The sequence below is a fragment of the Rhizobium oryzihabitans genome, from assembly GCF_010669145.1.
Classification (GTDB): Bacteria; Pseudomonadota; Alphaproteobacteria; order Rhizobiales; family Rhizobiaceae; genus Agrobacterium; species Agrobacterium oryzihabitans.
In genome coordinates this window covers 519,379-544,404 of the sequence record NZ_CP048635.1, presented here as the reverse complement: position 1 = coordinate 544,404, position 25,026 = coordinate 519,379, and the positions used below count along the sequence as shown (strand labels likewise).

Sequence of the window (25,026 nt, the reverse complement as noted above, 5' to 3'; positions counted from 1 at the left end):
CGTTCCTCACCCGTTGCCTTTGACCAGTTCGCGGCCGATCAGCATCCGGCGGATTTCGCTGGTGCCTGCGCCGATTTCATAAAGCTTGGCATCCCTCAGCAGTCGCCCGGCCGGGCTTTCATTGACGTAGCCGGAGCCACCGAGAAGCTGGATCGCATCCAGCGCCACCTGTGTTGCCCGCTCGGCGGCAAAGAGGATCGCGCCCGCCGCATCCTGTCGTGTGATGCGGCCGTTGTCGCAGGCCCGCGCCACGGCATAGACATAGGCGCGCGACGCATTCATGGCCGAATAGATATCGGCAAGCTTTCCCTGCACCAGCTGGAATTCGCCAATCGGCTTGCCGAATTGCTTGCGCTCACGCGCATAGGGCAACACCAGATCGATGGCCGCCTGCATGATGCCAACAGGGCCGGCGGCCAGCACGGCGCGCTCGTAATCCAGCCCGCTCATCAGCACCGTCACGCCGTCGTTCAAGCGCCCGAGAATGTTCTCCTCCGGCACCTCGCAATCCTCAAACACCAGCTCCGAGGTTGGCGAGCCGCGCATGCCGAGCTTGTCGAGTTTCTGGGCCGGGCGAAACCCCTTGAAGCCCTTTTCGATCAGGAAGGCGGTGATGCCGCGCGGGCCGGCGGACATATCCGTCTTGGCATAGACCACCAGCGTATCGGCCTCATGGCCATTGGTGATCCACATCTTCGTGCCGTTCAACACATAAACGTCACCCTTGCGTTCCGCCTTCAGCTTCATCGAGACGACATCCGATCCGGCTTCCGTCTCGCTCATGGCGAGCGAACCGACATGTTCGCCGGAAACGAGCTTCGGCAGATACCGCCGTTTCTGCTCTTCCGTTCCCCAGCGGTGAATCTGGTTGATGCAGAGGTTGGAATGGGCGCCATAGGAAAGACCGATGGAAGCCGATGCCCGGCTTATCTCCTCCATTGCCACGCAATGGGCGAGATAGCCCATGTCAGCACCGCCGTACTCTTCCGAAACGGTGATGCCGTGCAGGCCGAGTTCGCCCATCTGCGGCCAGAGCTTGCGCGGAAACCGGTCGTCGCGATCGATTTCGGCGGCGAGTGGTGCTATTTCATCGTCGGCGAATGCACTTGCGCTGTCGCGCAGCGCTGCAATTTCCGGGCCGAGATCGGCGTCGAAAATGGCGGCGAGGTTCAAACTCATCGCGTCTCCTCCTCCGGACGACAGGCCGTCCCTTTTGTCGGCAGCCGGCACCTCCTCCGCGCCGGCAACCCTTATTTACGGCGTGTCACCTCCGGTGAAGGCGGCGGAACGGCGCACGAATGTCTTGATGGCGAAATTGGACTGGATACGCGACACGCCGGGAACCGTGGTCAGGAAATCCAGAAGCTCCTGATAATGCGGCAGATCCCGCACCATGGCGTGGATCAGATAATCCGAACTGCCGCTGGTCTGGTAACCGCCCACCACTTCCGGAATGGAAGCGACATGGTGTTCGAAGGTCGTCAGCGCTTCCTTGATCTGCCGTTCCAGCGTGACGGAGATGAAGACGCCCATATTGCCGAGCAGCCGGTTCTCATCAAACACGGCGGTATAACCACGAATGATGCCTTCCTCTTCCAGCTTGCGCACCCGGCGCAGCGTCGGCGTGAAGGAAAGGCCGATCCGGGCCGCCAGATCGCGCCAGCTCACCCGCCCGTCATCGCCGAGCACATGCAGAATCTTCCGGTCGAAACTGTCGAGCTCAATCATGGATCATTTGCTCTATGATATGACTAATTGTTGGATCAAAGATATCGTCAATCAAAAAACTGTCAATCAAAATAGCTTTGAAATGAATTCGAGATAGTGATAGCGTTCACGTCAGTCGCGGTCTGGAGGAGATTGCGATGACGGTCGTTCTCTCGGTGGGAGGATGGCCAAGGGAGGTGAATTTGGCTGTGCATGACCCTGTCGTTATCGTCGGGGCCGCCCGTACTGCTATGGGTGGGTTCCAAGGCGAATTCAAATCGGTGGCCGCGCCCGATCTCGGTGCGGCGGCGATCCGCGCGGCCGTCGAACGGGCCGCAATTTCACCCGCTGATATTGACGATGTGCTGATGGGCTGCGTGCTCTCGGCCGGGCAGGGGCAGGCTCCGGCGAGACAGGCGGCCATTGCCGCCGGCATTCCCAACTCGGTTGGCGCGACGACCATCAACAAGATGTGCGGCTCAGGCATGAAGGCGATCATGCTGGCGCATGACCAGCTTGCGGCGGGAAGCTCTTCCATCGTGCTTGCGGGCGGTATGGAAAGCATGAGCAACGCGCCCTATCTGCTGGATCGCGCCCGCAATGGCTATCGTCTCGGCCACGGCAAGCTCACCGACCACATGTTTCTTGACGGTCTCGAAGACGCCTATGAAAAGGGCAGGCTGATGGGGACTTTCGCGGAAGATTGCGCGCAAGACTACCAATTTACCCGCGCCATGCAGGATGACTTCGCGCTTGCCTCACTGGAACGGGCGCGACGCGCCGTAGCCGAAGGTGCGTTCGAAACGGAAATAGCGCCTGTCGGCGATGTCGCCGTGGACGAGCAGCCGGGCAAGGCAAGACCGGAGAAAATCCCGCAGCTGAAACCCGCCTTCCGCGATGGCGGAACGGTGACGGCGGCGAATTCCAGTTCTATCTCCGACGGTGCGGCCGCTCTTGTTCTCATGCGTCGCTCCGAAGCAGAAAGGCGGGGTCTTTCACCGCTGGCAACCATTATCGGTCAGGCCTCCTATGCGGATGCACCCGCCGGATATCCAACGGCTCCCATCGGCGCGATGAAAAAGCTGTTCGATAAAGCCGGCTGGGCGGTGAAGGATGTCGATCTGTTTGAGATCAACGAGGCTTTCGCGGTTGTGGCGATGGCGGCCATGCGCGATCTCGATCTGCCGCATGAGAAGGTGAATGTGCATGGCGGCGCCTGCGCGCTCGGCCATCCGATCGGCGCTTCCGGCGCGAGGATCGTTGTCACCTTGCTGGCTGCCTTGCAGCGCCACGGGCTGAAGCGCGGCGTGGCCGCCGTCTGCATCGGCGGCGGCGAAGCGACAGCGCTTGCCGTCGAGCGGCACTGAAGGGAGGCGGCGATGATCCTGAATGACGCCCAGCAGCAGATCAGGGACATGGCCCGCGATTTCGCCCGTGAGCGGCTGGCACCTGGAGCCGCCGCGCGCGACCGGGAAAGCCGCTTCCCGAAAGATGAGCTGAAAGAAATGGGCGAACTCGGTTTCCTCGGCATGCTGGTCTCCGAGGACTATGGCGGCTCGGAAACCGGTGCCGTGGCTTATGCTTTGGCGCTGGAGGAGATCGCCGCCGGTGACGGCGCCTGTTCCACCATTATGAGCGTTCACAATTCGGTCGGCTGCGTGCCGATCCTGAAATTCGGCACGGAAGACCAGAAGCAGCGTTTCCTACCCAAGCTCGCCTCCGGCGAATGGATCGGCGGTTTTGCGCTGACCGAGCCGCAGGCCGGTTCCGATGCGTCCAACCTCAAGACCCGCGCCCGGCGCGATGGCGACCGGTATATTCTGGATGGCGCGAAACAGTTCATCACCTCAGGCAAGAATGGCGACGTCGTCATCGTTTTTGCCGTCACCGATGCGGCGGCGGTCAAGAAAGGCATCACCGCCTTCATCGTGCCGACCGATACGCCGGGTTACGAGGTCATCAGGGTCGAGGAGAAACTCGGTCTGCACTCTTCGGATACCTGCCAGATTGCCTTTACCGACATGGCGGTACCAGTCGAATTGCGGCTCGGCGAAGAAGGGCAGGGGTATCGCATCGCGCTCGCCAATCTGGAGGGCGGCCGCATCGGCATCGCCGCGCAGGCGGTCGGCATGGCGCAGGCGGCTTTTGAGGCGGCGCGGGATTATGCCCGCGAGCGCAAGGCCTTCGGACAGGCAATCATCGAGCATCAGGCGGTGGCGTTTCGCCTCGCGGACATGGCGACGCGCATTGAGGCGGCGCGGCAGCTGGTGCTGCATGCGGCGGCGCTGAAGGAAGCGGGTGAGCCCTGTCTTTCGGAGGCCTCGATGGCGAAGCTCTTCGCTTCCGAAATGGCCGAGCGCGTCTGCTCGGACGCCATCCAGATTCACGGCGGTTACGGTTACATGGCGGATTATCCGGTGGAGCGGATCTATCGCGATGTGCGCATCTGCCAGATTTATGAGGGAACCAGCGATGTCCAGCGCATGGTCATCGCGCGAAACCTCTGAACATTGTTTCGTCGTCTGGAGGAGATGGCGATGGGAGGAGTAGAATGGATATTACCGAAACCACGCATCTCAGCCTGCATGTGCCGGAGCCCGCGGTGCGGCCCGGCGACCAGCCGGATTTCTCCAATGTGAAAATACCCAAGGCCGGCTCCGTACCGCGCCCGGAGGTGGATGCAGCGCCGGAAAGCATGCGCGATCTCGCCTATTCCATCATTCGCGTCCTCAACCACCAGGGCGAGGCCGTCGGGCCATGGGCAGGGCTGCTCTCTGACGAGGAATTGCTGGTGGGCCTTAGAAACATGATGCGGCTTCGCGCTTTCGATGCCCGCATGCTGATGGCGCAACGGCAGGGCAAAACCTCCTTCTACATGCAGCATTTGGGCGAGGAGGCGGTCAGCTGCGCCTTCCGCAAGGCGCTTTCCAAAGGCGACATGAATTTCCCGACCTACCGGCAGGCGGGTCTTTTGATCGCCGACGACTATCCGCTCGTCACCATGATGAACCAGATCTATTCCAACGAGCTGGACCCGTTGCATGGGCGGCAAATGCCGGTTTTGCACTCCTCAAAGGAGCACGGCTTCTTCACCGTGTCCGGCAACCTTGCCACGCAATATGTACAGGCGGTTGGCTGGGCGATGGCCTCGGCCATCAAGGGCGATACGAAAATCGCGGCCGCGTGGATCGGCGACGGCTCGACAGCGGAATCGGATTTTCATTCCGCGCTCGTCTTTGCCTCCACCTACAAGGCGCCGGTGATCCTCAACATCGTCAACAACCAATGGGCCATTTCCACTTTTCAGGGCATTGCGCGCGGCGGTTCCGGCACCTTTGCAGCGCGGGGGCTGGGTTTCGGCATTCCCGCACTTCGGGTCGACGGCAATGATTATCTCGCCGTCTATGCCGTGGCGCGATGGGCGGTGGAGCGCGCGCGCCGCAATCTTGGCCCGACGCTGATTGAATATGTGACCTATCGTGTCGGCGCACATTCCACTTCCGACGATCCGAGCGCCTATCGTCCCAAGACCGAGTCCGAGGCCTGGCCGCTGGGCGACCCGGTTCTCAGGCTGAAGAAACATCTCATCCTGCGTAGTTTCTGGTCGGAGGAGCGGCACCGGCAGGCGGAAGCGGAAATCGCCGATGAGGTGATCGAGGCGCAGCGCGAGGCGGAAAGCCACGGAACGCTGCATGCGGGCGGCAAGCCGCCGACCAAGGATATTTTCGAGGGCGTATATGCCGAGATGCCGCCGCATCTCGTCCGTCAACGCCAGAAAGCCGGGTACTGACATGACCAGAATGACGATGATCGAAGCCGTCCGCAGCGCCATGGATGTATCCATGGAGCGCAACGACGATGTGGTGGTGTTCGGTGAGGACGTGGGTTATTTCGGCGGGGTCTTCCGCGCCACGCAGGGGCTGCAGGGAAAATACGGCAAGACCCGCTGTTTCGACGCGCCCATCAGTGAATCCGGCATTGTCGGCACCGCCATCGGCATGGCCGCTTATGGCTTGCGTCCCTGTGTCGAAATCCAGTTCGCCGACTACATGTATCCCGCCTATGACCAGATTACCCAGGAAGCGGCGCGCATTCGCTATCGCTCCAATGGTGATTTTACCTGCCCCATCGTTCTCAGAATGCCCACTGGCGGCGGCATTTTTGGCGGGCAGACCCATAGCCAGAGCCCAGAGGCGCTTTTTACCCATGTCTGCGGGCTGAAGGTTGTGGTCCCCTCCAATCCATATGACGCCAAGGGGCTACTGATCGCATCCATCGAAGATCCTGATCCCGTGATGTTTCTGGAGCCGAAGCGGCTTTATAACGGCCCCTTCGACGGCCATCACGACCGGCCCGTCACGCCCTGGTCCAAACACGATATGGGCGAGGTGCCGGAAGGACACTATACGATTCCAATCGGCAAGGCTGAAATCCGCCGGCCCGGAAACGCTGTCACCGTCATCACCTACGGCACAATGGTGCATGTGGCGCTGGCGGCGGCGGAAGAGACCGGTGTGGATGCCGAGATCATCGATCTTCGCAGCCTGCTGCCGCTCGACCTCGACACTATCGTGAAGTCCGTTTCCAAGACCGGCCGCTGCGTCATGGTGCATGAGGCGACGCTCACTTCCGGCTTCGGCGCGGAAGTTGTGTCGCTGGTGCAGGAACATTGCTTTTATCACCTGGAGGCCCCGGTCGTCCGCGTTGCCGGCTGGGACACGCCTTATCCCCATGCGCAGGAATGGGACTATTTTCCGGGTCCTGCCCGTGTCGGGCGCGCCCTCGTCGAAGTCATGGAGGCCTGAAAATGGCGGAATTTGTTCTCACTATGCCCGATGTCGGCGAAGGTGTGGCGGAAGCCGAACTGGTGGAATGGAACATCAAGCCCGGCGATCCGGTGCATGAGGACATGGTGCTGGCCGCGGTGATGACCGACAAGGCGACCGTTGAAATCCCCTCGCCGGTTGCAGGTATCGTCACATGGCTGGCGGCGGAAGTCGGTGATACCGTGGCGGTAAAGGCGCCGCTTGTGCGCATCGAAACCGAAGTAGCTACGGCCGCTCCGGTCGGCGACGCGCCGGAACCGGAAGCGCCATCCGACATGACGGAAGAGCCCCCAGCGGCTGAAATCCAGCCGGCCCGTGAGATCAATGATGCGCCGCCTTCTCCCGAGATCGAACACCATAAACCTCTGGCATCCCCCGCGGTTCGCCAGCGCGCCGATGATCTCGATATCGATCTCGCACAGGTGCGGGGAACAGGGCCGGAGGGGCATATCACCCATGCCGATCTCGATGCCTATCTCACCACGCGGTCGCAAGCTGAACGGCCTGCGGTGGCGATAGCGCCCCGCGACAGTGCCGTCGAGGAAGTGAAGGTTACGGGGCTGAGGCGCAGGATCGCCGAGAAGATGGCGCTTTCCGTCTCCCGCATTCCCCACATCACCTATGTCGAGGAAATAGACGTGACGGATCTGGAGGATCTGCGCGCCACCATGAATGGCGGCCGCCGGTCCGGACAGCCGAAACTGACGATCCTGCCGTTCCTCATGCGTGCGCTTGTCAAAACGGTCGCGGATCATCCCGGTATGAATGCCACCTTCGATGACGAGAAAGGGGTCGTCAGCCATTACGAAGCGGTTCACATCGGCATCGCCACGCAGACACCTTCAGGATTGACGGTGCCGGTCGTTCGCCACGCGGAAACGCTTGGCCTTTGGCAATGCGCAGAGGAAGTCTCGCGCGTTGCCGAGGCGGCCCGCACGGGCACTGCCCAGCGCGACGAGCTGACGGGCTCGACCATCACCATCAGCTCGCTCGGCGCGCTGGGTGGGGTGGTTTCGACACCGATCATCAATTACCCCGAGGTGGCGATCATCGGTGTCAACAAGATCATGACGCGGCCGGTCTGGGATGGCAGCCGTTTCGTGCCGCGCAAGATGATGAACCTTTCTTCCAGCTTCGATCACCGGGTTGTCGACGGCTGGGATGCCGCCGTCTTCATCCAGGCCGTCAAGGCGCTGCTGGAAAAGCCGGCGCTGATCTTCATCGATTGAAAGGCGACTCGCGACCGATCCATCACACCCCCCTCATTCCTGTGCTCGTCACAGGAATCCAGTCAGCCCAAATCTTTGGGCTGAAACGACTCTTCCCGCCACGCAGATGCGTGTCGGCTGGATTCCTTCGACGAGCAGAGGAATGAGGGGGAGCGGGCATCGAGCAAATGATCGTCGTTTTTGAGCGGGTCGTTTTCGACCTTCACGGAACTGTTTCGGTGTCGGTATAGGCTTGCGTTCGCGATCTTCGGGTATAGAAGAGAAAGAACGAGAAGCCGTGTTTTCTCATCATGATCATAGTGGCGGACGGGGGCGCTCCGGTGCCCAGCGCTTCGCTGTTCGTCGGCAACCGAATGAAGAAGAAGGTCCTTTCATGAGCACTCCCAAACCTGTTGTCCTGACTATTCTCGATGGCTGGGGGCTAAGCGAGGACAAATCCAGCAATGCGCCGGTGCTGGCGAACACGCCCACCATGGATCGGCTTTTTGCCACCTGCCCGAATGCGACACTAACCACCTTCGGCCCGAATGTCGGCCTGCCGAGCGGCCAGATGGGCAATTCCGAAGTCGGGCACACCAATATCGGTGCGGGCCGCATCGTCGCCATGGATCTCGGCCAGATCGATCTGGCAATCGAGGATGGCAGCTTTTTCCAGAATGCCGAGATGCTCGATTTCGCCGCCAAGGTGAAGGCGGCAGGCGGCGTGGCGCACCTGATGTGTGTCATCTCGGACGGCGGCGTTCATGGCCACATCGTCCACGGTCAGGCGGCGGTGAAGCTGGTGACCGATCTGGGGCTGAAGGTCGTCGTACATGCCATCACCGATGGACGCGATGTCGCGCCGCAATCGGCGGAAGGTTTCGTCACCGCTTTTGCGCAGAGCCTGCCCGAAGGCGCCAGCATCGGCACGGTAATCGGCCGTTATTACGCGATGGACCGCGACAATCGCTGGGAGCGCGTTGAAAAAGCCTATGATGCCATGGTTCTGGGTCGGGGAGAACGTGCGCCGGATGCGGTGAGCGCCGTTACCGCAAGCTACAAGAACAATGTCACGGATGAATTCATCCTGCCGACGGTGATCGGCGGTTATGAAGGGTTCAAGGCGGGCGATGGCCTCTTCTGCCTGAATTTCCGCGCCGACCGCGCCCGCGAAATCCTGCTCGCCATCGGCGCGGAAGATTTCGACGGGTTCGCGCGCGAAAAGCCCGTGCTTTCGGCCTTGCTTGGCATGGTGGAATATTCCACCCGCCACAGCACCTTCATGACGACGGCTTACCCCAAGCGCGATATCGTCAACACGCTGGGCGCCTGGGTGGCCAAGAAAGGACTGCGGCAGTTCCGGCTGGCCGAGACGGAAAAATATCCGCATGTCACCTTCTTCCTCAATGGCGGCAAGGAAGAACCGGAAGTGGGCGAAGACCGCTTCATGCCCAAGTCTCCGAAGGTTGCGACCTATGATCTGCAGCCGGAAATGAGCGCGCCGGAAGTGACGGAGAAATTCGTCGAGGCGATCGGCAAGGGTTACGATCTCATCGTCACCAATTATGCCAATCCGGACATGGTGGGCCATACCGGTGACCTGCAGGCCGCAATCAAGGCATGCGAAGCCGTGGACCGCGGGCTTGCCGCTGTCGTTGCGGCACTGGACAAGGTGGGTGGCGCCATGCTGGTGATTGCCGACCATGGCAATTGCGAAACCATGGTGGATCCGGTGACCGGTGGCCCGCACACGGCGCACACAACCAATCCGGTGCCGGTGATCCTGTATGGCGGACCGGAAGGTGCAAAGCTGCATAGCGGTATTCTCGCCGATGTCGCTCCGACCCTGCTGCAACTGATGAACGTGCCGCTGCCGGCGGAAATGACGGGCAAGAGCCTGATCGACCTGTAATAGGACGCGCCTGCGCGGGAGTTTTTCGCTTCCGCGCCGGGCGTTTCATGCGCATCGAATTAAGAAGTCTATCGCTGTTTGGCGTAGATGCGGTCGTGGAGAAACATGCCGGTAATCATCGCCGCCACGAAGAGCATGACCGGCAGCAATCCCAGAGCAAAGGCCGAGATTGCAGGGCCGGGGCAAAAGCCCGCAAGCCCCCAGCCTGTGCCAAAAATAGCCGAGCCCACGACCAGCGGCCGGTCGATGCGCGTTTTCGAGGGAAGGCTGAAATCTTCCCCGAGGACGGGTTTGGCAAGGAAACGGCGTAGCTGAACGCCCGGTACCGCGACCAGGAGCGCGCCGCCGAGAACGAACAACAGGCTCGGATCCCAATGGCCGCTCGCCACGTCGAGAAAACCTGAAACGCGGGTGGGATCGATCATGCCGGAAAGGGAGAGGCCGAAGCCGAACAGCGCCCCTGCCGCGAGTGCCAGCGCGACACGCGCAATGGCTGGATTTTTCATGAGAGGGCTTCCGTTATCGTTGCGACGAGCATGCCGGTGATCAGGAACGTTACGGTCGCGACGATGGAGCGCCGGGAAAATCGCGCCAGCCCCATGATGCCGTGACCGGAAGTACAGCCGGAGCCCATGCGTGTGCCGAAACCGACCAGCAGACCGGCAATGAGGATCAGCGGCCACGGTGTTGTTATGGTGAGCGCAGGAAACTGGCTGAATGTGATGGCATAAAGATAAGGCCCGGCCAACAGACCGGCCACGAATGCCAGATCAGTAAAACGCCGCTCTCTTCCAAGCACATTGCCCATGATGCCGCTGATACCGGCGATGCGGCCGTTAAAGAAAAACAGGAGCAGGCTTGCGAGACCAAGCAGCATGCCGCCGAAAAGCGAGGGCAAATAGGGCGTCACGGGTTTTCCTCCGGCGCGCAGAAAATCGAATAAAGGGCCGCGATCAACTGCGCCGCTTTTTCCTCCGTCAGCCGGTAGAAGATTTGTTTGGCGTCACGTCGGGTCTCGACGATGCCGGCCTCCCGCAACACCCCGAGCTGCTGGGAGAGCGTGGGCTGGCGGATATCCAGCTTGGTCTCGAGTTCACCGACAGAAAACTCCCCCTGCGCCAGCGTGCAGGCAAGCATCAGCCGCGCCGGATGGGCGAGTGTCTTCAAAAGTATCGCAACCTCGACGGCACGTTCCTCCATCTCGGGAAGCGGGATTTCGGTGATGTGCAGAGGCTGTTTCAGCGTGTTTTGCTTCACCATGTGCTGCCCTCCAGCACATCGAGCGGGAATTTCAGATAACGCTTGCCGTCGGCCTCCGGCTCCGGCAGGCGGCCGCCGCGAATATTGACCTGCAAGGCGTGCAGGATGAGCTTCGGCATCGGCAAGGTGCGATCCCGGGCCTCGCGCAGCTGAATGAAGCCTTCTGCCGTCATGCCGGCCAGATGCGGATTGCTGCGCTTCTGTTCACTGACCGTGCTTTCCCATTTCGGGGCGCGGCCACCGGGCTGGTAATCATGGCCGGTGAAAAGCCGCGTTTCGTCTGGAAGGGCGAGAATGTTCTGGATTGAGGCCCAGAGTTCTCTTGCGCTGCCACCCGGAAAATCGGCCCGCGCCGTGCCGGAATCGGGCATGAACAGAGTATCGTGTATGAAGGCGGCGTCCCCCACCACATAAGTAACGGAGGCCAGCGTGTGCCCGGGCGAAAACAGCACGCGCGCTTCAAGCGAACCGATACTGAAACGATCTTCCGCTTCAAACAGCCGGTCCCATTGCGAGCCGTCGGTCTCAAGGCCGGGCCAGTTATATTTCTCCTGCCAGAGTTTCTGTACGCCGGTGATCCTGGCGCCGATCGCTGTTTTCGCGCCGGTTTTTTGGCTGAGATAGTGAGCGGCGGAAAAATGGTCGGCATGGGGGTGGGTATCGAGAATCCACTCCACCGTCAGGTTCTGCTCTTTCACATAGTCCAGAATGGCGTCGGCATTCATCGTTCCGGTCGCGCCGGATTTTTCGTCGAAATCATAGACGGGATCGATGATGGCGCAGCGTCCGGTCGAAGGATCCGAAACGACATATTGCACGCTGGATGTCCGCGGATCGAAGAAAGCCTTCACACGCGGCTTTGCCAGAGCCCGCCGCTCCAGCCAGCGAACGGCGCCGGAAAGGTCGAAGCCATGCTCCTTGCCGAAAGCGCCGATCTCGGATGGCTCCATGCGCCCGTCCAGCGTTTCGCCGAGAACGTAGAGCGTGAGAGCACGGGTCCCGCCCTTGCAATGGGCGAATATCGGGCCCTTGGCCTCGGCCATCGTCTGTTGGAAGGCGCGAATATCGCCCTCTGTCATGGTCGGGCCGCTGACCGGAATGAAACTATAGGCCAGACCCGCCGCGCCGGCAGCGCTTCGTTCATGCGCATTGCCCGGCTGGCCGGGCTCTTCGCCATCCGGTCGGGCATTGATGATGGTTTTATATCCTTGAGCGGAGAGCGATGGAAAGTCGGTGATCTCCGGCTGGCCTGCGACTGTCAGACGTTCGTTGATCCTGACGGCGTTCATCGGCATCTCCTGTTGTTCTAAATTAATATACGTTATTATATAATGTATATTGATCGGCCGCAAGAGGCGCATTTCATCGGCCTATCGGAAAACACACCCCATGCCCGGCGCTGTGCGGGCATGGGGTGTGTTTGCCTGAAGCCGGTTTGCGTGGCGGCTGGTCTCAGGCGACGAGCCTGCGGCGTGTCGCCTTCCAGCCGAGACAGATCGCCGCGATGAGCAGAACCGTCTGGGCGACGAGAAACGGTGGCTCGTTGCCGTTCGGTGCCAGAGCGTTCAGCGCTTCGACCTTGAGGAAGGCCTGAACGATCAGCACGAACATGTTCAGATAGAGGGCCATTGTGGCGGTGATCGTGTAGACGATGCGCGCCCGGCCATTGAGACCGTATCCGTAGAGCGCCACCAGCGCGATTGCCAGAATGGCGGTCGAAATAATGCCGACGCCGAGTGCGGGCGTGAAATTGCCGATCGGAAACAGAAAGCCGGTGAGCGTGGTGGCGAGCGTCGTGACGAGAAAAAGCGCCATCATGCGCGGCATCCACCGCCCCGCCGCATAAGCCGGCAGGGCGATCAGTCCGGTTGCGATGCCGATGAAGCTTAAGGCAACGTGCAATGCAGTGAATTGGGGAATGGTCAGTCCGAGGATCATGATGCGTCTCCCTCTATTCGGTTTGAGCTGCACGATACCGGCTGGCGGCAAGTGCATGCGACAGATTGGGCCTCAATGCCGCGCGGGCGGCAAGGAAATTTTCGAGATCGGCCGTATCCGGCAGGGAAGGAATGGTCAGGGTCTCGCCGAGATCGAGACCAGCCAGGGCCGCATCCACCATCTCGTAAACATCCATGACCATGGCGGCCGGAATGGCGTCGAGCCGTTCCTCTTCCCAGATTGCCGTGCGGGTGATGCCGGGCAGGACGCCCTGAACCCTTACACCGGAGGGTGAAAGCTGCGCCTGCAGCGCCTCGGTGAAGGCAAGCACGAAGGCCTTGGTGGCCGGGTAGACGGCGGTGAATGCCGCCGGCATCAGCGCCGTGACCGAGGTGATGTTGATGATCGTGCCCTTGCCATCGGCGGCAAGGCGCGGTGCGATGGCAGCCGCAAGCCGGGTGACGGCAAGAATGTTGAGGTTGATCATAGTCGTCACATAGGCCGGCTCCAGCGCCGTGATCGCGCCTTCACCGGCAATGCCAGCATTGTTGACGAGGCCGGTAATCCGTCGGTCGTCGCGCAGCCGTGCCTCTACCTTTTCGAGGTCTTCCGCCCTGGAAAGGTCGGCGGAGAGAACCTCGACTGCGATGTGATGATCCTTTTCCAGCTGTGCTGCCAGAGCCTTCAGCTTTTCGGCACGCCGTGCCACGAGAATGAGATCATGGCCGCGTTTTGCCAGACGTTCGGCATAGACCGCGCCAATGCCATCGGATGCGCCGGTGATGAGAAATGTATTCCGTGTCATGTCCGTGTCTCCTGTGTCTGGTGGTTTCAGGCGTTGATGAAGGCGAGAAGGTCGGCATTGAACCGGTCCTGATGGGTCTGAGTCAGGCCATGGTCGGCGCCCTCATAGATTTTGAGAACCGCATGTTTGACGATTTTGACCGTGGAAAGCGCGGAAGCGCCGATCGGCACGATCTGGTCGTCATCGCCATGCAGAACCAGCGTCGGTTTGTCGAAGGCCTTCAGGTCCTGATGGAAATCGCTTTCCGAAAAGGCGCGAATGCTGTCGAGCTGACCTTTCAGGCCGCCCATCATGCCCTGCCGCCAGAATTCCTCGCGGATGCCTTCGGATATCACGGCGCCTTCGCGGTTGTAGCCGTAAAAGGGAATGGTCAGGTCCTTGAAGAACTGGCTGCGATTGTCATAGGTGCCCTTGCGGATACCGTCGAAAACATCGATCGGCAGACCGATGGCATTGCTTTCCGTCTTCAGCATCAGCGGCGGAACCGCGCCGATGAGGGCGATTTTCGCGACGCGGGCCGTGCCGTGGCGGCCGATATAGCGGGTGACCTCGCCGCCGCCGGTGGAATGGCCGACCAGAATGATGTCGTGAAGATCGAGCTGTTCGATCAGCTCGGCCAGGTCGTCGGCATATTGATCCATGGTATTGTTGTGCCAGACCTGATCGGAGCGACCGTGGCTGCGGCGATCATGAGCGATGGTGCGGAAACCGTTGTTGGCGAAGAACACCATCTGCGCATCCCATGTATCGGCGCTGAGCGGCCAGCCATGGGAGAAGATGATGGGCTGGCCGTCTTTCGGGCCCCAGTCCTTGTAGAAAATATGCGTTCCGTCTCTGGTGGTGATCGTTGTCATGGCTCTCTCTCCTGTTGCAGGGAGCTTGCTTGCGTCCCGTGGGAATAGAGATACTCTTGACGTAGCCGGGGCTGGATTGGCGCTTCTGACAGAAAACGAGCCGAAACTGACAAAACGGGGGTGCGGGGCATGGCGGGTGTAACGGGAAGCGCGCTGGAAGTCGGTCTGGTCCTCTATCGGGACTGTCAGATTGCAATGGTGCACGGCATCACCGATCTTTTCGCCATCGCATCGGTTTTTTCAGAGGATCGCGGCGGACCGAAATTGCGTGTCAGCCACTGGAGCATAAGTGAGGGCGGTGAATTTTCGCGCTGTCATGACACCGAGCCGGGCAGGCCGGGGCATCCCGATATCTTCGTCGTACCCGGTCGGCTGACCGGGCCTGCCGAAATCGAGGAGGCCGCGCCCTATGCCCGCTGGCTGCTGGACCGCCACGCGCAGGGGGCGACACTGGCTGCCAGTTGCGGCGGCTCCTTCATCATCGCCGCGACCGGCCTCCTGTCCGGTCGCCCGGCAACGACCCACTGGCTGTTTGCCGAACGTTTCCGTGACCGCTTTCCCGATATCCGGCTGGAGATAGACAAGATCGTCATCGAGGATGGCGATATCATCACGGCTGGCGGGCTGATGGCGTGGACCGATCTTGGCCTGCGTATCGTTGATCGCCTGCTTGGACCTTCGGTGATGATTGAAACCGGCAAATTCCTGCTGATCGATCCTTCCGGACGGGAGCAGCGACATTACAGCAGTTTCGCACCAAGGCTGACGCATGGCGACGAGCCGATATTAAAGGTGCAGCACTGGTTGCAGGCGCGCGCGGGGCGGGCGACAAGCGTTTCAGATATGGCCGGCCATGCCGGGCTGGAGGAGCGAACCTTCCTGCGCCGTTTCAAGGCTGCCACCGGCATGAAGCCAATCGAATATGTTCAGCATCTTCGTGTCGGCAAGGCGCGGGAACTGCTGGAATTCACCCGTCGTTCGGTCGACCAGATCGCCTGGTCAGTGGGTTATGAGGACGCGGCCGCCTTCCGTCGCGTGTTTCACCGTATTCTTGGCCTTTCTCCGGGGGAATATAGAAGCCGTTTTTCCAGCAGTTCGGCCATGGCGGCTGCATGAGGATAATCCCGCGGCTCCGGCGGTGGCGACGGCCGGCCCTTGCAATGTGGCGGGTGTTTGCTAACATGCCAGACAAGTTTAAAACAGGTGGGCCGGAATGGACGTTGAGAGCAGCACGAAGCCGGGAGTATCGCTCGCGGCGAAAATCAGCTCCGCATTGCGGCGGGATTTGTCCGAAGGCGTGTTCCGTCCCGGTGACCGGCTTCCGAGCGAAAGCGCGCTGACGCGCGAATATTCCGTCAGCCGCACGGTGGTGCGCGAGGCCATCGCCATTCTGCGCGCCGATGGTCTTGTTGAGGCCCGCAAAGGGGCAGGCGTGTTTGCCGTGGAAGTGAAACCGGCCAAGGAGGTGCCTTTCAACGATCTCGCCGTGGGGCGAATCTCCTCGGTAATCGAACTGCTGGAACTGCGCACCGTCTTCGAGGTTGAATCCGCCGGGCTTGCGGCATCGCGCCGTTCCGCCGTGCAGGTTGAAGCCATCGTCGATGCGCATCGGCGTGTCGGCGACTGTCTCGCGGCCGGACTGCCGACGCGGGACGCCGACTTCGAGTTCCATCTGGCCATTGCACAGGCGACGCAGAACCGGCGGTTTCCCGAGTTTCTTCAACTCATCCGCTCCGGCATCATTCCGCGTGGCGAATTGCAGGGGGCAGCGCCCGGTTCGCGCCCGAAGGACTACAATCTTCACCTCCAGGAGGAGCATGCGAGGATCGTCGACGCCATCATCGAAGGTGATGCCGATGCCGCGCGCCAATATATGGCGGCACATCTGCGCGGTAGTCTTGAACGTTACAAGGTGCTCTTGCGTTCCCGCACCGCTGCTGAATAACCCGCTTTGTCAATAGGTTACGCACTCGCCCGTCGATAGAGGGCCAGAGAGGTGGCAAGCGTCAAAAGCGCGCCGCCGCAGATTCGGTCTAGCCATAGCGCCCCTGATTTCCGCAAAAGTCTGACAGCCTGCGAGCCAAGCAGGGCATACCCGAACATCACGATGAAATCGATGGCGGCGATAACCAGCGCAAGCACCCCATATTGCTGGATTTGCGGGGCTGCCGGATCGATGAATTGCGGCAGGAAAGCCGAAAAGAACAAATATCCCTTGGGGTTGGTCACGGCCACAAGGAAGCTTTTGAGGAAAATCGAGCGGGCGTAAGTGGCCCCGATAGTGTCTGCCGATTGAAGAGCGCCATCGAGCGAGCCCCTGGAGCGCAACAGCATGACGCCGAGGAAGGCAAGATAACAAACGCCGACCCATTTGACGACGCCGAACCAGAATTCCGAAGCGGCGAGCAATGCTCCCAATCCCAGCGCAACCGCGCCGATGAGGACGAAATCGGAGAGAACGGCGCCGGCCATGCCGGTCAAGGCGCGGCGGACGCCGAAGCGTGAGCCATTCGCAAGCGCCAGCAAAACGGTAGGGCCGGGCGTGGCAATGCCGATAAAGGCGACTATGGCAAAAGCCAGAAGTGTCATTTCCGCCATTTCTTCCTCTCCCGTGGAGTAGGAGATGGCAGGTATCGGATCGGCATCTCCGCAGGCATTTCGGAGCGAAAGAATACAGGCTTTTGTAATTGCGGCAATGTGTGTGGGTTCTTTTGCGGCAAGGCAAAGAGGGCTGGATTTCAGAAGAAACTTCGGCCTCGAAAGGCAGCGTTGTGTCCGGTTCCGTAATCTTCCTAGCTCTCCCGCAGCACCAATTTCACCGACATATGCTTGACAGTTTTCAACACCTGTGACAACTTGCGAATAGTTGTCAGACAGGATTGTGCCTTTGTTCTTTTGTACAATCGACTTCTGGCAAGGGAGGAACCATGCCAAAAAGACGCCTTTCGCTGTATGGCCTATCCGGCCAGATCGGAAGTATTGCGGTCACGCTGCTCGGATTGCTGCTGCTGACCTTTTTTATCGGCCGACTGATGCCGGCCGATCCGGTGCGGGCCATCGTCGGTGAGGACGCGACCCGCGAAACCTATGAGCAGGTCTACCATGCGCTCGGCTTCGACCGCCCGCTCTGGCAACAATTCATCTATTATCTCGGCGATGTGTTCACCGGCGATTTTGGAACCTCGATCCGCACGGGCCAGCCCGTCATCCAGGATATCATACGCGTCATGCCGGCGACGATGGAGCTTGCGACCTTCGCGATCCTGATCGGCGCCGGCCTCGGCATTCCCATGGGTGTTTACGCCGCCGTCAAGAAAGACCGTTGGCAGGACCATCTTGTGCGGGTGCTCAGCCTGTTCGGCCATTCCATGCCGATCTTCTGGACCGGCATGATCGCGCTGATCGTTTTTTACGCCCATCTCGGCCTTGTCGGCGGCGGTGGCCGCATGGACCAGTTCTATATCGGTCTCGTAGAGGAACGAACCGGCTTCCTGCTGATCGACAGCCTGCTGGCGGGCGACATGGAAGTCTTCTGGTCGGCCATCAATCACCTCATCCTGCCCGCTGCTCTGCTCGGTTATTCATCGTCGGCCTATATCACCCGCATGACGCGCAGCTTCATGCTCGATCAGTTGGGCCAGGAATATGTGACGACCGCGCGCGTCAAAGGCCTGTCGCAGCGACAGACAGTGTGGCTGCATGCTTTCGGTAACATCCGCGTGCAGCTTGTCACCATCATTGCCCTTGCTTACGGATCGCTGCTGGAAGGCGCGGTCCTTATCGAGACCGTCTTCGCCTGGCCGGGCTTCGGCCAATATCTCACCAGCAATCTTATCATCGGCGACATGAATGCCGTGATGACCTGCGTGCTTATCGTCGGCGTCATCTTCATCGGGCTCAATCTCCTGTCCGACATTCTCTACCGCTTTTTCGATCCGAGGACCCGCTGATGACGGCCCGTGCTGAAACCTCCCTGCGTCTTCCCGTGCCCTTGAACGCGCTGAAGAACATTATCGTCTTCCTGCTGAAAAGCCCAACATCGGCCTTCGGCCTGTTCATATTGCTGCTTCTCGTCATCGCGGCGATTTTCGCGCCCTGGCTTGCGACGCATGATCCTTATGTGCAGGATCTCGCCAAGACTCTGCAGCCGCCCGGTAATGGCCATTTCTTCGGCACGGACGAGCTTGGGCGCGATATTTACAGCCGCCTTTTGTGGGGCGCGCGCATCACTCTCACCATCATCTCGCTGGTGTCGATCATCGTCGGCCCGGTCGGTCTTCTGGTCGGCACCGCCTCGGGCTATCTCGGCGGCAAGTTCGATACGGTGATGATGCGCATCACGGATATTTTCCTGTCCTTCCCGAGCCTCATCCTGTCGCTCGCCTTCGTGGCGGCGCTCGGACCCAGCCTCAACAATGCGATCATTGCTATCGCGCTCACCTCATGGCCGCCGATCGCACGGCTTGCCCGTGCTGAGGCCATGACCTTCCGCAAGGCGGATTACATCGCCGCCGCAAGGCTTCAGGGCGCCTCGCCGTTGCGTATCATCGTCAAATCGATCATGCCCATGTGCCTGCCTTCGGTGCTCATCCGCCTGACGCTGAACATGGCGACCGTCATTCTCACCGCCGCCGGCCTCGGCTTCCTCGGCCTCGGCGCGCAGCCGCCCTTGCCGGAATGGGGAGCGATGATCGCCACCGGCCGCCGCTACATGCTCGACAGCTGGTGGCTCGTCACCTTTCCCGGCGTTGCGATCCTTTCCGTCAGCCTTGCCTTCAACCTTCTGGGTGACGGCCTGCGGGATGCGCTCGATCCGAAGCAGATGAACCGGAAATAGGGCCATGGAAAAACCAATCCTCGACGTCGAAAATCTTCGCATCCGTTATGGCGGTTCGCCCACCGAGGCCGTGCGCGGCATCTCCTTCACCCTTGGCCGGGAACGGCTCGGCATTGTCGGCGAAAGCGGCTCGGGCAAATCCACCGTCGGCAGGGCCTTGCTGCGCCTCCTGCCATCGGCGACGATCACCGCCGACAGGCTTGATTTCGACGGTCTCGATCTTCTGTCTCTGAGTGAAAAGGAGATGCTGAAAGTTCGCGGACGGCGCATGTCGATGATCCTTCAGGATCCGAAATTCTCCCTCAATCCCATCCGCCGTGTCGGCGATCAGGTGACGGAGACCTATCTGCGCCATTTCAAAGCATCGAAATCGGAAGCGCGGGAAAAGGCGCTCGCCATGCTCGATGCGGTGAAAATCCGCGACGCCGCACGCGTCTACGAGCAATATCCGCACGAGATTTCCGGCGGCATGGGCCAGCGCGTCATGATCGCCATGATGCTGCTTGCCGATCCCGATCTCGTCATTGCCGACGAGCCGACGTCGGCGCTGGATGTGACGGTGCGGTTGCAGGTTCTGAATATTCTCGATGGACTGGTTCGGGATCGCGGTATCGGCCTGATCATGATCAGCCACGATCTCAATCTGGTGCGTAATTTCTGCGACCGGGTACTCATCATGTATGCCGGCCGCGTGGTGGAAACGCTTGCGGCGCGGGATCTCGATCAGGCGCAGCACCCCTATACGCGCGGGCTTTTGGCGGCGCAGCCGCGCATCGGCGGCACGCGCGCGCCGCTTGCGGTGCTGGATCGCCGTCCCGAATGGCTGGAGGAGAAAGTATAATGGCCGTTTCCGTTGAAACCCGAGATCTTTCCATCACCTTCGGCAGCGGCCACACCGCGCTGAAAGTGCTGCCGTCGGTGTCCTTTCGCGTCGAGCCGGGCGAGTGTTTCGGGCTGGTCGGCGAAAGCGGTTCGGGCAAATCCACCGTGCTTCGTTGCGTGTCGATGCTGAATGATTTCTGGAGCGGCGAAATACTCATCAATGGCAGGTCGGTTCGTGACATGCCGCTGATCGAGCGATGCCGCACCCTGCAGATGGTGTTTCAGGATCCCTACGGCTCGCTGCATCCGCGCCAGTCGGTGCGCACCGTTCTTGGGGAATCGCTCTCGATCCACAAGCTCGGCGACCGTGAGGAGCGCATGCGCAAGGTCATCACGGATGTTGGTCTGCCCGTGTCGTTCCTGGACCGCTTCCCGCACCAGCTTTCCGGCGGCCAGCGGCAGCGCGTGGCGATTGCGCGCGCATTGATCCTCGAACCGTCGCTGCTTCTGCTCGACGAACCAACCTCGGCGCTCGATGTCTCCGTGCAGGCGGAAATCCTCAACCTGCTGCAGCGCCTGCGCGAAGAACGCGGCTTCACCTATATCATGGTGACGCACGATCTTGCTGTGGTCGACCACATGTGTGATCGCTTCGCCGTGATGCTGCGCGGTGAAATCACCGAAATCCTGCCGCGCGAAGCCATCGCCGGAAACGGCGCGGCGCATCCCTATGCGCGCGAACTGATAGGCGCCTCGCTCGAATATGAAGGCGCGTGACAGCTCCCAAAGCGTGATCGTCCTCCTCCGGGGCGTCACGAATAATAAAATCCTCCTTCCTTGCCCGGCCTTCAGTGCCGGGCAATTTTTTGGACGGTTTTGGGGCAAGTTGGAAAGGCGGACCGGCAACTGCGCCTTGGCCTGCTAACGAAGTACGAAACCCTTCCTTCCGTCATGCCGGACTTGATCCGGCATCCAGCCACGGCGCGTCTGCGCCGTGAAAGGACTCTTTCGCGATCAAGGACTTGATCGCACTGGACCCCGGATCAAGTCCGGGGTGACGGAGTGCGGATGTCCCGATTTCGCCGAACGCATCGGCTTTGTAAACCTCGTTACCAGCAAAAAGGCGCGGTGTTAGCCGCGCCTTGGGTATCGTAAAACGAAACTTCTCCACCGTTATCTTCGCGTCCCTCCGCCGTCATCCTCGCCCTTGAGGCGAGGATCCATGGACGGTTGGAGCCATGGCTCCTCGGGTCGAGCCCGAGGATGACGGCGAGTGGGATGCCTTACCGCTCCTTGCTCACCTCTTCGAAGCGCGAGAGCCAGGGGCTGACGATCATGCCCTTGATGTCACTGCGGAAAGCGGCGGTGTCGATGACTTCCGAGAAGGGCTGAATGGACATGACGATCTCGTCCATATAGGCCTGCAGGTCTTCATAAAGCTTCGTCTGTTTCGCCACGTCACGTTCGACAAGGGCTTCCTCGATCATCTTGTTCAGCTTCTCATCGAAGAAGCTCGTGCGCCAGCTCTGATAGTTGGTCAGTTTGGCGTCGTCCGCATTGTTCGGATTATAGGCGATGGAGCGCAGGTTGTTGTCCGGATGCGGCTGCTGGCCGCCGCCGCCACGGCCGAGAAGCAGTTCGAAGTTCCGCTCGCGCATGGCGCCGTAAATCTGGTCGCCGGAACCGCTGATCAACTCGGCCTGAATGCCGGCCTGCGCCAGCGTGTTCTGGATCGCCGTTGCAGCCTTCATGAAGGGGTCTTCCGAAAGCACGCGCAGTGTCGTCTTGAAACCGTTCGGATAACCGGCTTCAGCCAGAAGCGCCTTGGCTTTTTCGACATCGAGCTTGTAGCCTTGATCGGGCAGCGCGCCCATGACACCGGTGCTGAGAGAACGCTGGTGCAGCTTGCCGTAATAGGGCATGACCGCCTTGTCGAGGCCGTCGTAATCGATCAGGTAACGCAGGGCCTCGCGCACCTTCTTGTTCGCGAATTTCTCATCCTTCATCGAAACGCTGAGGTAATAAAAACCGGAGCCGGGTGTGGATTCGATGGCGATGGTCTTGTCGGCTTCCAGCGACTTCAGATCCGGCGCCTGCAGGGAATAGGCGACATCGATATCGCCCTTTTCCAGCATCAGGCGTTGCGATTGCGATTCCGGCAGATGGCGCATCAGGACGCGCTTCATCTTGGCTTTTTCACCCCAATAATCATCGTTGCGGGTGAGGATGATATATTCGTTGGATTTCCACTGGGTCAGTTTGAAGGGGCCGGAGCCTGCCGAATTGAGCGTCAGCCATGCGCCGCCCAGATCGCCGTCCTTTTCATTGGCAAGCGCCGTCTGGCTGTCGATGATCGAGCCCGGACCATTCTGTGCAAGGATCATCAGCAGCAGGTTGGGATCATCAGGCTTTGGAATATTGAGCACGAAGGTCTGATCGTTTTCGGCAACGAAGAGCTTGTCGGCCTCTTCCAGCTTGAAACCGCGCGTTTTGAGGAAAGACGATTGCGCCAGATTGCGGGCGAGCAGCCGCTTCAGGCTCCACGCCACGTCCTTTGCCGTCACGGCGTTGCCGGAGGCGAATTTGGCGTCGGCGCGCAGGTGGAAACGGATCGATTTCCGGTCCTCGGCGATCTCCCAGCGTTCGGCAAGGCGGGGCTGGACGCTGCGATCTTCAGGGGAAAGCACCACCAGCGTGTCATAGATGTTGTTGAGAACCTGCACCGTCTCGCGGCCGGTAATGGCGGCGGGATCGAGGGTCAGAATATTGCTCATGGTCGTGGCGACGATGAGCTGGTCCTTCGGCGTTTCGGCAAAGACACTGAGCGGCACGGCGCCGATCAGCAGTGCGCCCAGTGCGGCGGTTGCAAGAAAATGTCTCATTTTTCCTCCCATACGGCCGGTTCATACGGCCTTTCCACGTTTCGATCCACGCGCCTGTTCCTCCACAGGCTTCGCATGATCAGCCAAGAATGTCTCTGACCGGAGCGGCGATCGCCCGGCCGATCGCGGCCGTTGCCTGCGCCTCCAGATGCACGCCATCCACCGGTGAGGCGCTGGCGACCGATCCGGCATCGAAGAAGTGATGCCCAAGTTCGGCGGCGAGTTTGCGGTAGAGCGGGGCAAGTCGCATTGATTGTTCGATATCGCGACCGCCTGCGGGCTCTCCGCCCGGGCCTGCAACGCAGGGCGGCGGTGCGACGATCAGAAGTTTCGGCACCGCCTCTCGCGGCTTGTAGATGAAGGTCTCGACGATCTGCGCCAGCCGCCGCATGCCGGAAACGGCGGCTTCCGCGCGACCGCCATGCACCGGTTTGATGTCGTTGGTGCCGAGCATGACGATGACGAGATCAAGCGGCATGTGGCACGAAAGCGCGACTTCCAGCGCCCGCGCGCCGTTGCGGCAGGCCGGACCGGCATGGTCGTCGTAACAGGTGGTGCGCCCGCCGAGCCCTTCGGCATGAACCTTCGCCTTTCCGGAAAGCTCGGTTTCCAGCACCTCCGGCCAGCGATGCTCATGCCGGTGCCTCAGACCCGTTGCCGGGTCAGCACCCCAGGTGAGACTGTCTCCAAAGGCGAGCACCGTTTTCATCGCCTACCTCACCCGGTTATTGTCGATGAAGGTGAAATCGATATCCTCGCCAAGGCCCGGCCGGTCGGGAACGTGGACGAAGCCGTCGTGATCCATCGGGTCGGACAGCGACTTCAGATAGTCGTGGCCGTCATCATATTCGAGGAAGGGGTGCAAGAGGCCGCGCTCATACCAGCGGCAATTCTTGGTGGCGGCGACCACGTGAAGATTCATGGCCGTATTGCCATGCACCTCGCATTCCATGCCGAAGGCTTCGGCGAGATGCATGGTTTTGAGCGCCGGCGTGATGCCACCGACATCGTTGACGCCGGTGCGGAGAATATCGCAGGCGCCGGCCTTGATCCATTCCGCGCGATGCCAGTGCTTGCCGGCCGCACTTTCCGGGCCGACGACGGGAATATCGAGATTGTCGGAAAGCCACTTGTAGGAGGAGAGCGACTGCTCATCCATCGGCTCTTCGATCCAGTCGAAGCCGAGCTTTTCAAGGCCGCGACCCAGCGCCAGCGCATCGGTGCGGGAATACCAGTGAAAGGCGTCGATCATCAGGCGAATGTCGGGGCCGACCGCCTCGCGTACGGCCGCGCAGGCCTTGAGGTCCATCTTCACATCCGGCGCCCAGCTGACGGGCGGCATCCAGGTGTGGAGCTTGATGCCCTTGTAGCCGCGCTTCACCAGCGTTTCGGCAAACCGGCCGTAATCTTCAGGGGTTGCAAGCCCGTCTTCCAGCTCGTCGCCGCACATGATGGAGCCATAGGCGAGCACCTTGTTGCGATAACCGCCGATCAACTTGTATACAGGTTGCCCGAGGCTGCGACCGGCAAGGTCCCAGAGCGCGCAATCCACCACGGCCAGCGTGCGGTCCGTCAGCTGCGCCGCCGAGCCGCGTTGCCAGTGGGCAAGGTCCTGCCACAGACGTTCCCGGTCGCGGTGGTCTTCGCCGATCAGGACTTTCTTGACGAATTTTTCGATCACATGCGGGCGAACGATCTCCGGCGCGGTGAAGGAGTGGCCTTCCTGACCGTCTTCCGTGCGGATGGTCAGCATGGCCTGTTCCACCTGATGCGCCGGACCCGGATGTGCGTGACCGGCACTGTCCGAGTGCCGACGGGTCGTCGTGCGGAAAACACGAACCTCGACGTCGGTGATGATCATAATTCCTCCCTCATGCAGGTATCGCGGCGTTTGTAGCTGCTGCAATGTCATACATGTCTGCGTTATTTGTCAACATGTATGATAATCTGTATTACATGTTGGTGCGAAAAATCA

25 protein-coding genes are annotated in these 25,026 nt (G+C 60.6%); 12 read left to right on the top strand and 13 right to left on the bottom strand.

Annotated elements, in window-relative coordinates:
• Nucleotides 1-6 precede the first annotated feature (6 nt).
• The gene (locus G3A56_RS19190) at nucleotides 7-1,179 is read right to left on the bottom strand and encodes an isovaleryl-CoA dehydrogenase (protein WP_082185625.1); all 1,173 of its coding nucleotides are present in this window, start codon (nucleotides 1,177-1,179) and stop codon (nucleotides 7-9) included.
• A gap of 75 nt (nucleotides 1,180-1,254) precedes the next feature.
• Nucleotides 1,255-1,728, bottom strand: a complete 474-nt coding sequence (locus G3A56_RS19185) for an Lrp/AsnC family transcriptional regulator (protein WP_003524741.1) — start codon at nucleotides 1,726-1,728, stop codon at nucleotides 1,255-1,257.
• 137 nt (nucleotides 1,729-1,865) lie between these two features.
• Here G3A56_RS19185 and G3A56_RS19180 point away from each other — a divergent pair, with 137 nt between their 5' ends.
• The 6 genes from G3A56_RS19180 (at nucleotide 1,866) to gpmI (ending at nucleotide 9,653) form a co-directional block, all read left to right on the top strand.
• Nucleotides 1,866-3,074 (top strand): acetyl-CoA C-acyltransferase, encoded by a 1,209-nt coding sequence (locus tag G3A56_RS19180; RefSeq protein ID WP_137067595.1) that lies wholly within the window; start codon nucleotides 1,866-1,868, stop codon nucleotides 3,072-3,074.
• A 12-nt stretch (nucleotides 3,075-3,086) separates the two neighbouring features.
• Nucleotides 3,087-4,214, top strand: coding sequence for an acyl-CoA dehydrogenase family protein (locus G3A56_RS19175; protein ID WP_082185626.1), 1,128 nt, complete (start codon nucleotides 3,087-3,089; stop codon nucleotides 4,212-4,214).
• A gap of 44 nt (nucleotides 4,215-4,258) precedes the next feature.
• The gene (locus G3A56_RS19170) at nucleotides 4,259-5,497 is read left to right on the top strand and encodes a 3-methyl-2-oxobutanoate dehydrogenase (2-methylpropanoyl-transferring) subunit alpha (protein ID WP_082185627.1); all 1,239 of its coding nucleotides are present in this window, start codon (nucleotides 4,259-4,261) and stop codon (nucleotides 5,495-5,497) included.
• A gap of 1 nt (nucleotide 5,498) precedes the next feature.
• On the top strand, nucleotides 5,499-6,512 hold the full coding sequence (locus G3A56_RS19165; protein WP_035221255.1) for an alpha-ketoacid dehydrogenase subunit beta: 1,014 nt from the start codon (nucleotides 5,499-5,501) through the stop codon (nucleotides 6,510-6,512).
• A gap of 2 nt (nucleotides 6,513-6,514) precedes the next feature.
• Nucleotides 6,515-7,762: a dihydrolipoamide acetyltransferase family protein gene (locus G3A56_RS19160; RefSeq protein WP_082185628.1), complete on the top strand. Its 1,248-nt coding sequence runs from the start codon at nucleotides 6,515-6,517 to the stop codon at nucleotides 7,760-7,762.
• A 373-nt stretch (nucleotides 7,763-8,135) separates the two neighbouring features.
• A complete protein-coding gene (gene gpmI, locus G3A56_RS19155) occupies nucleotides 8,136-9,653 on the top strand; it encodes a 2,3-bisphosphoglycerate-independent phosphoglycerate mutase (RefSeq protein WP_082185629.1) in 1,518 nt (505 codons plus the stop codon).
• Nucleotides 9,654-9,721: 68 nt separating this feature from the next.
• On the opposite strand, the gene G3A56_RS19150 is transcribed toward gpmI, so the two are convergent.
• The 7 genes from G3A56_RS19150 to G3A56_RS19120 all read right to left on the bottom strand — a co-directional run bounded on the left by G3A56_RS19150 (nucleotide 9,722) and on the right by G3A56_RS19120 (nucleotide 14,510).
• Entirely contained in the window at nucleotides 9,722-10,159 is a 438-nt protein-coding gene (locus G3A56_RS19150; protein ID WP_082185630.1) for a YeeE/YedE family protein, read from the bottom strand.
• Complete coding sequence (locus tag G3A56_RS19145) at nucleotides 10,156-10,563, bottom strand: YeeE/YedE family protein (protein WP_164056778.1); 408 nt, start codon at nucleotides 10,561-10,563, stop codon at nucleotides 10,156-10,158. Before G3A56_RS19145 ends, G3A56_RS19150 begins: the two co-directional genes overlap by 4 nt.
• Nucleotides 10,560-10,913 carry a sulfite-sensing transcriptional repressor BigR gene (gene bigR / locus G3A56_RS19140; protein ID WP_082185631.1) on the bottom strand — a complete coding sequence of 118 codons (354 nt, stop codon included), beginning with the start codon at nucleotides 10,911-10,913 and terminating at the stop codon, nucleotides 10,560-10,562. Before bigR ends, G3A56_RS19145 begins: the two co-directional genes overlap by 4 nt.
• Nucleotides 10,907-12,202 carry a bifunctional sulfur transferase/dioxygenase Blh gene (gene blh, locus G3A56_RS19135; protein WP_082185632.1) on the bottom strand — a complete coding sequence of 432 codons (1,296 nt, stop codon included), beginning with the start codon at nucleotides 12,200-12,202 and terminating at the stop codon, nucleotides 10,907-10,909. Before blh ends, bigR begins: the two co-directional genes overlap by 7 nt.
• Nucleotides 12,203-12,365: 163 nt before the next feature.
• The gene (locus G3A56_RS19130) at nucleotides 12,366-12,851 is read right to left on the bottom strand and encodes a hypothetical protein (RefSeq protein WP_082185633.1); all 486 of its coding nucleotides are present in this window, start codon (nucleotides 12,849-12,851) and stop codon (nucleotides 12,366-12,368) included.
• A 13-nt stretch (nucleotides 12,852-12,864) separates the two neighbouring features.
• On the bottom strand, nucleotides 12,865-13,656 hold the full coding sequence (locus tag G3A56_RS19125) for an SDR family NAD(P)-dependent oxidoreductase (protein ID WP_082185634.1): 792 nt from the start codon (nucleotides 13,654-13,656) through the stop codon (nucleotides 12,865-12,867).
• A 26-nt stretch (nucleotides 13,657-13,682) separates the two neighbouring features.
• Entirely contained in the window at nucleotides 13,683-14,510 is an 828-nt protein-coding gene (locus G3A56_RS19120) for an alpha/beta fold hydrolase (RefSeq protein WP_082185635.1), read from the bottom strand.
• A gap of 129 nt (nucleotides 14,511-14,639) precedes the next feature.
• Between G3A56_RS19120 and G3A56_RS19115 the strand changes: the two genes are divergently transcribed.
• Nucleotides 14,640-15,626: a GlxA family transcriptional regulator gene (locus G3A56_RS19115; RefSeq protein WP_082185636.1), complete on the top strand. Its 987-nt coding sequence runs from the start codon at nucleotides 14,640-14,642 to the stop codon at nucleotides 15,624-15,626.
• 97 nt (nucleotides 15,627-15,723) lie between these two features.
• Nucleotides 15,724-16,455 (top strand): FadR/GntR family transcriptional regulator, encoded by a 732-nt coding sequence (locus G3A56_RS19110; protein WP_082185637.1) that lies wholly within the window; start codon nucleotides 15,724-15,726, stop codon nucleotides 16,453-16,455.
• A 17-nt stretch (nucleotides 16,456-16,472) separates the two neighbouring features.
• On the opposite strand, the gene G3A56_RS19105 is transcribed toward G3A56_RS19110, so the two are convergent.
• The gene (locus G3A56_RS19105) at nucleotides 16,473-17,108 is read right to left on the bottom strand and encodes a LysE family translocator (protein ID WP_082185638.1); all 636 of its coding nucleotides are present in this window, start codon (nucleotides 17,106-17,108) and stop codon (nucleotides 16,473-16,475) included.
• A 329-nt stretch (nucleotides 17,109-17,437) separates the two neighbouring features.
• On the opposite strand from G3A56_RS19105, the gene G3A56_RS19100 reads away from it, so the two are divergent.
• The 4 genes from G3A56_RS19100 to G3A56_RS19085 are packed head-to-tail and all read left to right on the top strand — an operon-like array spanning nucleotide 17,438 to nucleotide 20,946.
• A complete protein-coding gene (locus G3A56_RS19100; RefSeq protein WP_003500347.1) occupies nucleotides 17,438-18,460 on the top strand; it encodes an ABC transporter permease in 1,023 nt (340 codons plus the stop codon).
• Nucleotides 18,460-19,347 (top strand): ABC transporter permease, encoded by an 888-nt coding sequence (locus tag G3A56_RS19095; protein WP_082185639.1) that lies wholly within the window; start codon nucleotides 18,460-18,462, stop codon nucleotides 19,345-19,347. Before G3A56_RS19100 ends, G3A56_RS19095 begins: the two co-directional genes overlap by 1 nt.
• Before the next feature lie 4 nt (nucleotides 19,348-19,351).
• Nucleotides 19,352-20,188, top strand: coding sequence for an ABC transporter ATP-binding protein (locus G3A56_RS19090; protein WP_082185640.1), 837 nt, complete (start codon nucleotides 19,352-19,354; stop codon nucleotides 20,186-20,188).
• Nucleotides 20,188-20,946, top strand: coding sequence for an ABC transporter ATP-binding protein (locus tag G3A56_RS19085; protein ID WP_082185641.1), 759 nt, complete (start codon nucleotides 20,188-20,190; stop codon nucleotides 20,944-20,946). Before G3A56_RS19090 ends, G3A56_RS19085 begins: the two co-directional genes overlap by 1 nt.
• Before the next feature lie 506 nt (nucleotides 20,947-21,452).
• Here the strand turns inward: G3A56_RS19085 and G3A56_RS19080 are convergent.
• From G3A56_RS19080 to G3A56_RS19070, 3 genes are all read right to left on the bottom strand, one after another.
• The gene (locus G3A56_RS19080) at nucleotides 21,453-23,051 is read right to left on the bottom strand and encodes an ABC transporter substrate-binding protein (RefSeq protein WP_082185642.1); all 1,599 of its coding nucleotides are present in this window, start codon (nucleotides 23,049-23,051) and stop codon (nucleotides 21,453-21,455) included.
• A 79-nt stretch (nucleotides 23,052-23,130) separates the two neighbouring features.
• On the bottom strand, nucleotides 23,131-23,760 hold the full coding sequence (locus G3A56_RS19075) for an SGNH/GDSL hydrolase family protein (protein ID WP_082185643.1): 630 nt from the start codon (nucleotides 23,758-23,760) through the stop codon (nucleotides 23,131-23,133).
• A 3-nt stretch (nucleotides 23,761-23,763) separates the two neighbouring features.
• Complete coding sequence (locus G3A56_RS19070) at nucleotides 23,764-24,912, bottom strand: mandelate racemase family protein (RefSeq protein WP_082185644.1); 1,149 nt, start codon at nucleotides 24,910-24,912, stop codon at nucleotides 23,764-23,766.
• Nucleotides 24,913-25,026: the final 114 nt, after the last annotated feature.